Below are 14,746 nucleotides of genomic sequence, written 5' to 3'. Positions count from 1 at the left end.
GGTGTCACGTTGAATTTACGTGACCAATTACTAGAGATTTTACAGGCGAGCGAGAAACCGCTCTCTGTCGATCAACTGACCGAGCGACTACAGCTCGCGTCGACGGATGACTTCAAAGAGCTCATCCGCACATTGAATGCCCTCGAGGAAGAGGGTGCCATCGGCCGGACGCGGACGAACCGTTACGGGACGCTCGCCGTACTCGGCCAAGTCGCGGGGATCATCTCGATCCACCAGCGCGGCTTCGGCTTCTTGTCGGTTGAAGGGGAAGCGGAAGACGTGTTCTTGCCGCCCGACCAACTGAAGGACGTCTATCATGGCGATACGATCCTCGTCAAAAAGCGCGAGGACAATCGTGGCAAGACAGAAGGAATTTTATTAAAAGTTTTGAAGCGCGGACTTTCAGAGTTCGTCGGGACGTATACACTCCCGAGCGGTCGACTCGACCAGTTCGCCTTCATCGAGCCGGATGACAAACGCATCAACTTCTGGCCGGTCGTCAACCCGGACAAGTCACTCGGTGCCGTCGACGGACATAAAGTCGTCGTGCGCATCACGAAGTATCCGGACGGACGCTTCGCCGGTGCCTGTGACGTCGTCCGCATCATCGGGCATAAGAACGATCCGGGCGTCGACATCTTGTCGATCGTCTATAAGCATGGCATCCCGACGGAGTTCCCGGAGGACGTGATCTCTCAGGCGAATGCGGTGCCGGACGAGGCGGACGAGAAAGACTTCATCGGACGCGTCGACCTTCGTGACGAGACGATCTTCACGATTGACGGCGAAGATGCGAAAGATTTGGACGATGCCGTCCACGTCAAAAAACTCGATAACGGCAACTACGAGCTCGGTGTCCATATCGCCGACGTTTCGCATTACGTGAAAGAGGGCTCACCGCTCGACGTCGAGGCGTTCGAGCGCGGGACGAGTGTCTATCTCGTCGACCGCGTCATTCCGATGATTCCGCACCGACTCTCGAACGGGATCTGTTCCCTCAACCCGCACGTCAACCGCTTGACGCTCAGCTGCGTCATGGAGATCTCCCCGCAAAACGGGAAGGTCGTTCGCCATGACTTGTTCCCGAGTGTCATCAAGACGACGGAGCGGATGACGTATACGAATGTCCGTGAGATCATCGAGCGCGATGACGAAGAGACGTTGAAAAAGTACGAGCCGTTCATCGGTGAGTTCGACCTCATGGCCGAGCTCGCGGAAGTGCTTCGGAAACGCCGTAACTCGCGCGGTGCCATCAACTTCGATTTCGCCGAGGCGAAAGTCGTCGTCAACGAGGAAGGGAAGCCGGCAGATATCGTGCTTCGTCCACGTTCGGTCGCCGAGAAGTTGATCGAGGAGTTCATGCTCGCGGCCAACGAGACGGTCGCGGAACACTTCCACAAGATGGACGTGCCGTTCATCTATCGTGTCCACGACAATCCGAAACCGGACAAGCTCGACTTCTTCTTCGACTTCGTCGCAAACTTTGGCGTTCACATCGAACGCATCAAAGGGCAGACAGTCGAACCGAAGACGCTTCAAAAGATTTTGAAGGCAATCGACGGGGAACCGGAAGAGCCGGTCATCAGCACGATCATGCTTCGCTCGATGCAACAGGCGAAATATGATGACGTCTCGCTCGGTCACTTCGGACTCGCGACAGACTTCTATACGCACTTCACGTCACCGATCCGTCGTTATCCGGACTTGATTGTCCACCGTCTCATGCGCACGTACGTCTTCAACAATGATTTGTCGGAGAAGACGATTGCGAAGTACGAGGACCGTCTCGGGGCGATCGCTGAACAGGCATCGAAACGGGAACGTCGCTCGGTCGACGCAGAGCGCGAGACACAGGCACTCAAAAAAGCCGAATACATGGAAGCCCATCTCGGTGAAGAGTTCGATGGTGTCGTCGCTGGCGTCACGAATTTCGGGATGTTCATCGAGCTTCCGAATACGATTGAAGGGCTTGTCCGTCTCCAGTCGATGGATGACTACTATCACTTCGATGAGTCACAGCTCATGCTCCTCGGGGAGCGGACGAAACGTCAGTTCCGTATCGGGGACGCCGTCCGTGTCAAAGTCGACGCCGTCAACTTAGACGAGCGGACGATCGATTTCACGGTCGTCGGCATGCCGAAACGAGAACCGTCGACGCGTCGCCAACCGACGACGATCAAAGCGAAAGGCGGTCGTCCGAAGAAGGACGAGAAAGACCGTCGTGGCGGTCGCGGTCGGGACGACAAGAAGAAGCGCGGCAAACCAGGAAGACCCGGCAAGCCGGGTAAACCAGGCGAGAAACCGAAGCGAGACGGGGAGAAGTCATCCCAAGGCCGTTCGGCACTCGACCTGAAGAATAAAGACAAGCACAAACGAAAAGGCGACGCTAAACGAGGTGCGAAGAAGCGTCGCTGACGGGGAAGGGCTCGTCCCTTCCTCCGTATCTTGTAGATAAAGGACTGAATGTGTATGGCCAAGAAGAAAGATTCGAACGCACTCGCCCAAAACCGCAAGGCGTCCTTCGATTACGCGATCGAAGATACGATTGAGGCAGGCATGGTGCTCACAGGGACGGAGATCAAGTCGGTCCGTCAATCGAAGATCAACATCGCGGATGCGTACGTCCGATTCGACGGGGGCGAGGCGACACTTCACAACTGTCATATCAGCCCGTTCGAACAAGGGAACCGCTTCAACCATGACCCACTCCGCGTCCGGAAGCTATTGTTGCATAAGAAGCAGATCAATCAGCTCATTGGAGCATCAGGGCGTGACGGCTACACGATCATCCCGCTCAAAGTGTATATCAAGAATGGGGTCGCGAAGTGCCTGCTCGGTGTCGGAAAAGGGAAGAAGAAGTACGACAAACGTGAGGACTTGAAGAAGAAAGACGCGAAGCGTGACGTCGACCGTGCGATGCGCGATCGGCAAAAATACTGACAACGAATCCTAATTGTGGTATATTAAATAGAGTACCAATTACCACCCCGGGGACGTTATGGATTCGACGGGGGTAGGTCGGTCGTATGTTGCGTGTCGAGGGGTCGGCCTCGTTAAAACGCAAACGCCTATAACTGGCAAAACTAACACACAACTCGCAGCAGCCTAAGTGCCCTGCGGATCCTGACATCCATCGCTTGTGTGGATGACTTTCAGGGTCTCAAACTAAGCAAGCTACGCTTCAACCTCGCCGTCTGAGGGCGCGAAGAAGAGATGAAACAGACTGGATGCGACGACGCCTGTTTATCGGCAGTGTCACATCGAGATTCAATAGATAAACTACACACGTAGAAGCATACGTTACGATGCCTTCGGACGCGGGTTCGACTCCCGCCGTCTCCATTTTGAAGCAGTCTGTAACGACTGCGATTCAATGATTTTCATGGAAGACCTTCTAATTTCATTGAGATTAGAAGGTCTTTGCTTTTGATTGAAGCCATAAAGAAAGGAAGGTGAAGAGCATGGGGAAATATCAATTGGATACGAAAAGCAAAGTAGCTGCGGCGAAGTACCAAGACGGGAAAAAGCCGACTGTTTCAAACAAGAAAGAAAGATTGAACCAGCTTCGTGAGGCGTATTTGCAGAAGCAACAAGATAAGAAGTGATCTGGTGAACGATTGGGTAATTTAGCGACTTCAGATGTTCTGTTATAAGAAGTTTGAGCTAAATGAAGAGGGCCATCCGTGCGTATGTTATGCATGGGTGGCCTTCTTGTTGTTTCTCCGTTTTCTAATCTGATACGAGTCGATTCTCACAATAAGTTGAAAAATAAGCAACGATTTTATCATTTCCATGTTGGAATATGAACAACTCGAGTGCGATTAAAAAGTACCAATCACATGTGTGTCGAACCGCATGAGCCAGCTCATTTATTTTAAAAACAGGTTGCGATTCACGAGACATCTACTTTGAATGTGTAGTGCAAAATAGGAGTGGTTCTTACGCAATGTTGGTGAACGATGACGAGCGACCCGCTGAAGGTGGTCGCTCATTTTTTTGCAATATCAGTGAGCACAACTCGGATCGGGATTACGACAAAGCACCCGAATCCTGAGCAAGTCAAAACTTCCCCTTCCATACATGAGTCGCTTCAACATCTTTAGACGGTTGACGTTCCCTTCCACGTAACCGTTGCTTTCTTCAAACCGACAAGCCGCCAGAATCACCTCTATATTTTGTTTGAGTCGACCCACGAAGCGCTTCAATCCGGGATGTGATGTGACCTGTGGATTGGTGATCAATGCAAGGAGATGTTCCACGTCCCGTTCCCGAATCGCCTCCCTAAATCCTTGGATGAAACAGAACGGGATGACCAGGTCTTCGCAACGGACCAACAGGTACGAGACATCGATGGCATCATCCGGCCTGCTCAGAGGCCATTGCCAGAGTAAGCGACAGACGTCCTTGCGTGATATAAAGACCTGGGGTTCGGGAAGACCCTCCCTCCGAGCGTCACGTGAACGGTAACGGACCGCGCCAAACGAACCTCTGTAACCTAATTGCCTCAGATAAGCATCCGTTTCCTGGAGTGTGAACCGATTTCGGACACATTCCCTCAAATGTGGCATGAAACGATCAATCAAGTGAGGCTTTTGTCGTTTCGGCGGGGAGGGTTCGTAAGCCGGATCACTGTATTTTTTGACAGTCCTCCAATTCAAGCCGAGTATCTGGGCGATCGCATTCAGACTCATCCCTTGGCGGTGCATGCTTTGAACCCTTTCGACCAGCGGTCGTTTCGTTTCTTGCCGAGGTTCGGTCGGGTGTTGCGGTTTCAAACCGTACGATACAGCACCTTCCGGATTTATAGGGATTCGAGAGGGGAGGACGCGTTGGCATATCGAGTTGAGGCATCGCCACAGGTTGTCTACGAGGTGGAATCGGTCGCTCACCACTACGACGCCCTGGCTGAGCAACGCTTCTTGATAGGCCGGGAAGCGATCGACCGATGCGCGGACAGGTCCTTTCTCCATATTCACAAGCCAATCCGTCAAAGCGTCAGCTTCGCGGGTCCGGAGCAGGTCGATGGGGCGATGGGTCGTTGCGTCACAGATGATAGTCCCGTACCGATGCCCTTTTTTGAAGGCGAAGTCATCAATGCCGATCACCTCGGCACAGGATCTCGGGATGGGCACCCGTCGTAACACCCTGAGCAGCGTGTCGTGACTGATGCGAAAACCCAGGACAGCAGTGACACGCTCGGCTTCCTTCGCACTCATGGCCAACATCAAAGTGGACAACACGCGCTCCGTACGGAGCGTTCTCCGCGAATGAGAAAGAGCCCACGGCAATCGCTCTGTAAAGATGGAACGTGGGCATCCAGAGTTGTCGCAGAACCATTTCGGGACTTGAACGTGCAATCGGAGCACTTGATGCATTCCTGAGAAGTCTTTTAGCCGCCGTGTCGCGAAACTGTGACGTCGGTGACAAGACCGACCGCAGTCTGGACAACATCCACCGCTGGAAACGAGACGAGCGGAAAAGTGTCTCACCCCATCGTGTGAGTGAGCACTCGTGACGCGCAGTCGATCATCCAAGAATTCTAACTCGTTCATGGGAATCAATCCTTTTTGATTTTATTCCCATAATGTTAGCATCACTACCTCACTAACATTGCGTAAGAACCACATTTGTATTGCAAAATACTCTTTGAAGCCATAACGTCTGGTTATGCCGCCGTCTCTGTTAAAAAAAGACGGTGCGTGCCATGTTACAAAAAAATTAAAGTGGGGTATTAAGCTCTTATTTAATTATGATATGCTCCCCAATAGGTAGACAGATGAAATAACAAATCTGTTTATCTGATTGGGGAGTGTTTTTTTATGGCGAGAAGTCGGCATTCGATTGAACAAAAAATGGCTGCGCTACGTATGATGGAAGAAGAAACATATACATGGAAGGAAATTATGGAGGCCCATGACGTCTCTTGGGATACCCTCCAGGTGTGGAAAGTGAAATTCGATACCGGTGGGATCGATGCGTTGAAGGAATCGAAGACATGGAGACATTACACCAAAGAACAGAAGCTCGCGGCCGTCCGTGACTATCTCGACGGTCTCTCCAAAATGGAAACCCTCTCCAAACACGACATCAGTAGTTCGTCTGTTCTTTACAGGTGGATTAGGCAGTATACTGGTCATAGCGAGTTAACAGATTCGAGAAAAGGGATGGATCGAGCTATGGCAAAAGGGAGAAAGACCACATTCGAGGAACGCATGGAGATCGTCAGGTATTGCCTGGACAATGGGCGGAACTATCAACGGACGGCCGAGATGTTCGCCGTGTCGTACCAACAGGTCTATGGTTGGACGAAAAAATATGACGCCGACGGCGTGCACGGGCTCGAGGACCGGCGTGGACGGACGAAGCAAGAAGAGGAACTGACCAACGAGGAGAAGCTCGAACGTCGCATCCAACAGATCGAGCGGGAGAACGAGCGCCTGCGGGCCGAGAACCTGTTCCTAAAAAAGTTAGAGGAGATCGAGAGGAGAGGTTGATCAGCCAGATCCGGCTACAATTGCGTTACATGGCCATCGAGGAAATGTCGACGACCGATACGTTCTCGGTCGTGCTCCTGTGCGAGATCGCGCAGGTCTCACGGGCTGCCTACTATAAATGGTTGAAGCGTACCGTCTCGGTACGCGAGGAGGAGAATCTAAGCCTACTAGAGGACATCCGCCTCCTCTACGACCAGGTGAACGGGATCTACGGTTATCGACGGATCACCATGACGGTCAATCGCAGACGACGCCAGCATGGCCTGCCGGCATACAATGAGAAGTGCATCTATCGTCTCATGCGCATCCATGAGATCCGTTCGGTCATCCGCCAGAAGAGAAAGCGGTACAAAAAATCGTCACCGCAGCATGTGGCCGAGAACCTGATGAATCGGGAATTCAGCGTGTCCCGACCTGACGAGAAATGGTGTACCGACGTCACCGAGTTCAAATTTGGTGCCGGGAAGAAGGCGTATCTGAGCGCGATCATCGACCTGTATGACGGCTCGATCGTCGCCTATCGCATCGGGAAGTCTAACAACAACGGGCTCGTCTTCCAAACGATGATGCCAGCGATCGCGGGGCTCCGTACAGGAGCGAGTCCGATGATCCATAGTGACCGAGGATATCAATACACATCGAAAGGGTTCAAACGCATGGTAGAAGACGCGGGGCTGACCCACAGCATGTCCCGGGTCGGACGTTGTCTCGACAACGCCCCGATCGAGGGCTTTTGGGGTACCCTGAAAGTCGAGATGTACTACCTGCGTGAGTTTCAGGCCTATAGCGAACTCACATCGGCCATCGAGGCCTACATATCGTTCTACAACCACGATCGTTTCCAGAAACGGCTAAACGGCTTGAGCCCTGTCGAATACAGGTCTCAAGCCGCCTAGTTTGGTTTTCATTATTTGCCCTGTCTACTTGACGGGGAGCAGTTCATTATAACTCAGTGTTTTTTTGATTATTAATACATAATTAACAATATAATGAATATAGCAATACCATATAAAGTCTAAATTTAGTATTATTAATTATGATTTATTTTAATTAATGGTGAAAGTATGTAAAGACAATTAAGGGGGAATTTAAATGGAATTTTACGTGAAGGAATATCGAAAGGAATTAACAATTGATATGGTTTATCCTTGTGTAGTTTTAATAACCGATTATTGGGATGATTATAATACTGCTGAAACCTTATTTCATATGATGTACTATAAAAATGCAAAAAAAAGTATAAAATTAGGTGAAGTAAAGATTATGCATAATATTGAACCGATTACTCGAAATGTGATTCCTTCATCTTTTAAAGAACTAGATGAAGAATTTTGCTCTTTGGGACAAACTCCTGAGTATTATCGTTCATTAAATAAAATTAATAAGAAGAATAGGAATAGAATATTAAAGGGGCTAAATGATGCAGCAATCAATCCGTATTTTAAAGAAAAATATAGCAACCATAACTTTTTTAAAAGCTCTCTTATAAGATTTAGTGAAGCCTCTAAAGCGTTAAAGGATGCTACGAATATTATTAATGGGGTCAGTGTAGAAAATGGTAATTATAAATTTGAATTTTCATGTACTTTAAAAGGATCAAGTTCTCCACACCATGTTAAATTTGATTTTCAGAAGAATATACTACCTTATAGAATAAATGCATTTGTAGGAAAAAATGCGACAGGGAAAACATCTGTACTTAATGAAATTTCAAAATTTATGAGTGGAGTAAATAATAAAAATATACTAAACAATGAAAGACCTCCTTTTAGCAAAATTATTACTATTTCTTATAGTGCATTCGATGAAATGTATAAGCCATTTGAAGATATTAACATGAAAGATGATTTAGAAAGTAAAGATGATAATAAATTATTCAGCTATATTTATTGTGGTCTTCGCTCGAAAAATGGAATTCTTAAAATAGAAGAACTGGAAACTAATTTTTGGAGAGCATACGGTAAGATTAAAGAACAGAAAAGACTCAATATATGGATTAGAATTTTGTCAAACATATTTGAAAAAGATTACTTAGAAGAATTGGAAGAAATAAGCAAACATAAAGTCGGCGGATTCAGTTACAATCTAAGTTCTGGTCAAAATATATTGTTGTATACGATGTCAGAAGTAATTGCTAATATTCAACCGCAGTCTTTACTGATGTTCGACGAACCAGAAACACACTTACATCCTAACGCTGTTGCGAATTTAATGAGATTATTTTATGAAATCTTAGAAGAATTTGATTCTTTTGCAATAGTATCTACTCATTCTCCTCTTATAATGCAAGAAATACCATCAAGATATGTTCATGTTTTTAATCGGTATGGAAACACAACACTTATAGAAAAACCATATAATGAATTCTTTGGCGAAAACATCAGTAATATAACGAATATCTTATTTGAGGTGCAAGAGCACGAAAGTAATTATAAAACCTATTTAAAAAGACTCTTAGATAAAAAATCCTCGGATGAAATTATTGAATTGTTTAATGAAGAATTAAGTTTTAATGCTCTTACATACCTATCTTCTCTAAACAAGGGGTGAAATATTTATGAGAAAATTAGTTTTACCCTCCCTTTCAAGTGATGATATTTATACACAAGTTGTTAAGAATTGTAGGGACGCAATTAAGAAAGAAAAGTTGGAAGCAATTAAAAGTGTTGTATTCGAACGTTACAGCCACTATGAAGATAATTCTCAAGAATTAAAACATATATCGCAAAGCCCTATTTCACAAGATGATGAAAAAGATTATTTAAAAAGCAATTATTCACGAAATAAAGACGGGTATCTGGAAGGAGAAGTAGTTTCTGCAATTTTAAAAGCACAGTCCCCGCAGTTAAGAAATACATGTCCTTATTGCGGAATAGATAAACCCAGAACTATAGATCATTACCTACCTCAGTCGCTGTTTCCCGAGTATGCTATCTACCCATCAAACTTAATTCCGTGTTGTGGATATTGCAATTCTAAAAAAGGGAAAAGATGGATTGATGAGGGTAATAGAATGTTTATTAACTTTTATTTTGATGAGCTACCTTATGAAACAATTTTTTTGGAAGTTGAATTTAATTATTTATTGGATGATGAGGTTCCAAAGATATCGTTTAACCTGACTCAAGAGTCAATTGACAAAGATCAATTTAAACTAATTGAAAGTCATTATTCAAGGTTAGAACTCAAAAATGAGTACGCAGCAGAATCGGATGAAGAAATTTCTAATATAAGACAATTAATCGTTGATAGCCCTCACACTTCATTACTTACTCATATCGCTAATTTAGAACGTAATTTAAAGGTTTTTGAAAAAAAATACGGAGTTAATTATTGGAAATCAGCTTTGTATAGAGGCATAATAAATAGTGATTTTTTGAATAAAATCAAATAGTAATCAGTTTGAGTGAAATATATTATTTGGAGAGGGAGAATTATCCAATGAATTTTTCACCGTGTACGTTAGAAGAGCTTGAAACTTATGAACCTTTTTTGACGCTATCTACATGGTCTATGTCTAAGTCATTTTTATATTTTAGACAAGAAGATCAGGAAATGATAAGGCTCGACAAGATAAAGGTTGAAAATGAAGTTGTGGCTCTTATTGAGTATTCTTTAGGTATGGCTAGTAAAAAGAGTATTTCAATAGATAATTTTGAAGTGTTTCACAAACGAAATGGTATTGGTAGCAAAATAGTGACTTTTTTGAAAAATACAAATTCAAATTGTATATTTGAGCTATACCCTACAACAGAAATAGCACGTTCTTTTTGGGAAAAGCAGGGATTCAAAGAAGAAGATGATGGTACTGGAACTGCTATTTTGCGACTTTATAATTAAACTCTACTATTATTCACGTGATTCACTTTATCCCGGGGGTCTTATATGCAGAATAAAATTTTGTGAAATTTTGTCCTCGCTTGTCCGATTTATAATACTAGCAAGAACAACCGGGTGTCGACGTTGATTATCTTTACACGCTCGTAGAACGAAAATCCGAGCTGCGAATATTCAAGTAAATGACCACATAAATAGGGATACAATTGATTTATCCTTAATACTATGAGATGCAATATGGGTTATTGCAGATTGGTTACCTAAGACATAAAACGAGTCGAACCTTCCTAATTTAGGTTCGACTCGTTTACATTGATCTATTCTCACCCCAAGTAAAATAAATCCGCCCACCAACCACAAATGGGCCGGCGCCTAGTTATCGACAGTGGCACATTGAGACTTGATTGATAAACTATACAAGTAGAAGCATGCGTTACGATGACTTCGGAAGCGGTTCTGACTCGCTGTTTCTACTCTTGTTTTGAATCTTTTAAGTTTACAATAATAGTGATAAATATGATTGAATTTTGGAAAAAAATCTCTGTTATTTTATTGATTTATTTCACGATTTGAATTAAAATAAACACGTTGTATTCATTTGGGAATGCATAAGGGAAGTTTGACCTTGTCAAGCAAATAATCACTGAGATGGTTCAACGCTATATTGCATAGCACCACCACTATCCATGCTGATAACTCGCTGAGCACGGTAAATTCACCCCCTATATCAGTCGATATAATTCGATTATATACTAAATGTTTCAATAGGGTCCGTAGTGCATTATAGATGTATTATGGTGCATTGCTATTCTTCATGTATGCTTGGGGAGCAAGAACTTGTAATAGGCCCAATTACTGCTCCCTCAGCTCTGCAAAAGGAGACTTATTGAATGAAACCACTATCTTATTTTTCACACTATAAATCAAAAAATTACCTCCATTTAGATAAAAAAGTATCTATAAGGCATGTTTATGAACAAATTCAGAATCCTGAACTTGTTGGTAAACATGCTTTTTTACCATTTATTCATTATTCATTGAACTTAGAAAAATATACTTTTAAAGAAGGGATAGATAGAGACAGATTAAAAGAATTTAAAGAGCTTCCCAATTATAATCAAAATGATCATAAGTGCAAAAAACCGAAAAAGAGAGAGATTAATTATGCTTCACATTATGATAGCTATATATACAAATACTACGGCGAATTACTAAATGAAAAATACAATGAGTTTATGATTTCTCAAGGAATTGATGAATGTGCTATAGCATATAGAAATAATAAAAAAGGTAAAAATAATATACACTTTGCTAAAGAGGTTTTTAAGTTCATTTTAGAGCGAGATGAAGCTATTGTTATTGCTTTAGATTTTTCATCATTTTTCGATAACATTTCACATAAATCATTAAAAGATACTATGAAGCAACTTTTAGAAGTTGAGGAGCTTCCTAGGGATATCTATAATGTTTTTAAATCTATAACAAAATATAGAAGTATCGAGAAAGAAGATTTAGATAAGTATTTAGTTGAAAAATATGGCAAAAAGGAACTAGGAAAACTAATAGATGAAAAGAAAATTCATAGCTATATGGATATTAAAGAGTTTAGACATTTACTAAAAACAAAGCGTTTAAAAGTCAATCCATTGAACTCAAGTAAAGTTGGAATTCCACAAGGCTCTGGAATAAGTGCTGTCTGTTCAAACATCAGACTAATCAATTTTGATAAAGAAATGTATACCTGGACAGAATCTTTAAATGGAATTTATCGTCGTTATTGTGATGATTTGATTTGGGTTATACCAAAAACTGAAGACCTATCGATAGAAAAAATTGAAAGCGAAATTTATAAGAAAATAGATAGTTATGGAGATTTAATATTACAAAAAGAAAAAACTATCATATTAAGCTATGAAAATAATATTATGTTAAATCGTAATTATCGAAAATCACATTTGGATTATCTAGGTTTCTTATTTGATGGGTCTACAATTAAAATAAGAGAAAAAAGTTTGTTTAAGTATTTTAGTCGAGCCTACAAAAAAGTTAGAGTAGTAGCTAGAGAGCAAATAAAACATAATCGAAATGCCTATATGAAGGATGTATACAGTCTTTATACGCATCTTGGATTTAATTATAAGGGAAGAGGCAACTTTATTACTTACGCTCTAAAAGCTCAAAAGTTGATGGAAGATTTACCTGTGAATGTACAGATTAAAAATCAAGTAAAACGTCATTGGAAAAAAATTCACAAAAAGTTAGATTATTATAAGTCTAATTTTTGATTCATTTAATCATTTAAAAGTAAAAAACTGTGTGGTTTATCAACGGTTCAAATTTTTATTTGGTGCTCAAAATTCTAACAGTATATAGCGCATATGTGTAAATCAGGATAAGTGACTCGTATGTACAAATTAACCATTATAGTCTCATCTTGCTCGTCAAATACAACAAAATAAGTCATACAATCTGATATCTAAGCCAAAAAACGAGTCGAACCTTAACAATCGGGTTTGACTCGTTTTCATTTCAAGAGTAATCAGGCATGAAATGAATGCGGTGATGTAATCCTCACCACAAGTTAAACAAATCCGCCACAATCGCATCACTTCCGTCTTGAAACATGAACAAGCCGAGTGCGATTAACAAACCTCCGATGATGAGTGTGCTGAACCGCGTCAGTCCGTTAGTGTTCTTTTTGAATAGGCCGCGAATTACGAGCGCTCCACCGATCAATAGCATCAAGAAATACCAAAACCCCATAGCCCTTCCTCCTCCGCTTATAGTTGAGTTTAGTTTACAAATATTTCCGAGCGCATACTGTAGGGCGCAGGACTGATTTAATCTCAGCCCAAGAAGGGTACATTACCTCTATGTGAAAATGAAGGGGAGTGACCATTATGCGGAAAACGATTGTCATTGCGGGGGCGAGCGGCTATATCGGCTCGAACGTGATGGAACAGCTAAAAGAAGAATACGACATCATCGCGTTGTCGCGATCGACGAAGAATAAAGAAGATGAGGCCCATATCACGTGGCGTGCCTGTGATTTGTTTTCATATGAGGCAACAAAAGAAGCATGTGAGGGCGCGGATTACGCGATGTTCCTCGTCCACTCGATGATTCCGGATGGCGGCTTGACGCAGGCGACGTTCGAGGACATGGACGCGCTCATTGCGGACAACTTCGCCCGGGCGACGAAGGCGAACGACATTGAGCAGATCGTCTATTTGAGTGGGATCATCCCGAAACAAGAGAAGACGTTGTCGCGTCACTTGAAGAGTCGACTCGAAGTCGAGCGCATCCTCGGCGGTCAGGGCGTGCCGGTGACGACGATACGGGCTGGACTGATCATCGGTCCGGAAGGTTCGTCGTTCCCGATTTTAGCGAAGCTCGTCAAACGATTGCCGTCGATGATCTTGCCACGATGGACGAAGACGGAGACACATCCGATCGACATCCGTGAAGCCGTTCAGGCGCTCATCTCGGTCGTCGGTGCCGAGTCGCTTTATGACCGTCATATCGACATCGGGGGTCCCGAGGTGATGACGTATCGGAAGATGATCGAACAGACAGCCGAAGTCATGGATAAGCGTCGCGTCTTGATCGACTTCCCGTTCCCGACAATCAAACTGTCGCGGCTGTGGGTCATGGCTGTCACGGGTGAACCGAAGGCGACCGTCTATCCGCTCGTCGAGAGCATGGGGCACGCGATGGTCGCAGAAGACACGGTCGAAGGTATCGGCCAAGGTGAGATTCCATTCAAACAGGCGGTCGAACATGCGCTTGAGGAAGAAGAGAAGCAGTCCTCGGGCGGCAAAAAGAAAAAGCAACCGAAATCGTATACGGTCCGTTCGATTCAGCGGTTCGGTCTGCCGGAAGAAAAGTCGGCGCTTTGGATGGCGGACACGTACTTCGAGTGGCTCGGTCGTTTTATGTACCCGCTCATCCAGACGACAAAAGAAGATGATGATTGGGAGATTGCACTGCTTGATCAATCGTTCGTCGCGCTTCATCTATCCCTGGAACGAGAAGCGACAGACGATATGGCGTCCTTTGCGATTGACGGGGGCAAGTTCGTCAAATTGAGTGAAGAGGATAAGACGGGGCGTCTCGAATTCCGGCGATTACCGGAGTCGGATGAAGGACTCGTCGCCATCCATGAGTTCGTACCGGCCCTCCCATGGTGGTTCTACACGAAGACTCAGGCGAAAGCCCATCTCGTCGTCATGTGGCTGTTCGGTCGTCATGTGAAGTTGCTGGGGAAAGACGCGGAAGATGGCGATCAAGTCGTAGAAGCTCCGACGAATTGAAGGGAGGCGCATCGAAAGGTGCGTCTTTTTCTTTTGTACATTCTGTTAACGTTTTTCTCAAACCGTTTACAAGCCCTCTTTCCAGGCGTACACTAAACTCGT

The 14,746-nt window shown here is 44.2% G+C and carries 11 protein-coding genes and 1 other RNA gene; 10 read left to right on the top strand and 2 right to left on the bottom strand.

Going from position 1 to position 14,746, the window contains the following annotated elements; genetic code table 11:
* Positions 1–9: 9 nt before the first annotated feature.
* The 4 genes from rnr (at position 10) to KNO95_RS06635 (ending at position 3,605) form a co-directional block, all read left to right on the top strand.
* Entirely contained in the window at positions 10–2,415 is a 2,406-nt protein-coding gene (gene rnr / locus KNO95_RS06650) for a ribonuclease R (protein ID WP_026825452.1), read from the top strand.
* A 54-nt stretch (positions 2,416–2,469) separates the two neighbouring features.
* The gene (gene smpB, locus KNO95_RS06645) at positions 2,470–2,940 is read left to right on the top strand and encodes an SsrA-binding protein SmpB (RefSeq protein ID WP_026825453.1); all 471 of its coding nucleotides are present in this window, start codon (positions 2,470–2,472) and stop codon (positions 2,938–2,940) included.
* A 49-nt stretch (positions 2,941–2,989) separates the two neighbouring features.
* Positions 2,990–3,345, top strand: a transfer-messenger RNA (tmRNA) gene (ssrA, locus tag KNO95_RS06640).
* 116 nt (positions 3,346–3,461) lie between these two features.
* The gene (locus KNO95_RS06635; protein ID WP_026825454.1) at positions 3,462–3,605 is read left to right on the top strand and encodes a hypothetical protein; all 144 of its coding nucleotides are present in this window, start codon (positions 3,462–3,464) and stop codon (positions 3,603–3,605) included.
* A 399-nt stretch (positions 3,606–4,004) separates the two neighbouring features.
* Here the strand turns inward: KNO95_RS06635 and KNO95_RS06630 are convergent, their stop codons facing one another.
* Entirely contained in the window at positions 4,005–5,552 is a 1,548-nt protein-coding gene (locus KNO95_RS06630) for a transposase (protein ID WP_084483580.1), read from the bottom strand.
* 267 nt (positions 5,553–5,819) lie between these two features.
* Between KNO95_RS06630 and KNO95_RS06625 the strand changes: the two genes are divergently transcribed.
* From KNO95_RS06625 to KNO95_RS06605, 5 genes are all read left to right on the top strand, one after another.
* Positions 5,820–7,390 (top strand): IS3 family transposase gene (locus KNO95_RS06625; RefSeq protein WP_152538879.1). Its coding sequence is split into 2 segments (ribosomal slippage): positions 5,820–6,459 and positions 6,459–7,390, totalling 1,572 coding nucleotides; the frame shifts between segments, so codons are not numbered across the junction.
* A gap of 196 nt (positions 7,391–7,586) precedes the next feature.
* Positions 7,587–9,044 (top strand): ATP-dependent nuclease, encoded by a 1,458-nt coding sequence (locus KNO95_RS06620; protein ID WP_026825458.1) that lies wholly within the window; start codon positions 7,587–7,589, stop codon positions 9,042–9,044.
* A gap of 7 nt (positions 9,045–9,051) precedes the next feature.
* Positions 9,052–9,888, top strand: a complete 837-nt coding sequence (locus tag KNO95_RS06615; protein WP_034770929.1) for an HNH endonuclease — start codon at positions 9,052–9,054, stop codon at positions 9,886–9,888.
* Positions 9,889–9,935: 47 nt separating this feature from the next.
* A complete protein-coding gene (locus tag KNO95_RS06610) occupies positions 9,936–10,334 on the top strand; it encodes a GNAT family protein (RefSeq protein WP_026825459.1) in 399 nt (132 codons plus the stop codon).
* 887 nt (positions 10,335–11,221) lie between these two features.
* Positions 11,222–12,616: an RNA-dependent RNA polymerase family protein gene (locus tag KNO95_RS06605; protein ID WP_026825460.1), complete on the top strand. Its 1,395-nt coding sequence runs from the start codon at positions 11,222–11,224 to the stop codon at positions 12,614–12,616.
* A gap of 286 nt (positions 12,617–12,902) precedes the next feature.
* Here KNO95_RS06605 and KNO95_RS06600 read toward each other — a convergent pair whose 3' ends face one another.
* Positions 12,903–13,094: a hypothetical protein gene (locus tag KNO95_RS06600; protein WP_026825461.1), complete on the bottom strand. Its 192-nt coding sequence runs from the start codon at positions 13,092–13,094 to the stop codon at positions 12,903–12,905.
* Between the two features lie 137 nt (positions 13,095–13,231).
* On the opposite strand from KNO95_RS06600, the gene KNO95_RS06595 reads away from it, so the two are divergent.
* Positions 13,232–14,644, top strand: a complete 1,413-nt coding sequence (locus KNO95_RS06595) for an NAD-dependent epimerase/dehydratase family protein (protein ID WP_034770932.1) — start codon at positions 13,232–13,234, stop codon at positions 14,642–14,644.
* Positions 14,645–14,746 lie beyond the last annotated feature (102 nt).

The organism is Exiguobacterium sp. ERU653 (assembly GCF_018617775.1).
GTDB lineage: Bacteria > Bacillota > Bacilli > Exiguobacteriales > Exiguobacteriaceae > Exiguobacterium > Exiguobacterium marinum.
This window is presented reverse-complemented; position numbering and strand designations above follow the sequence as displayed.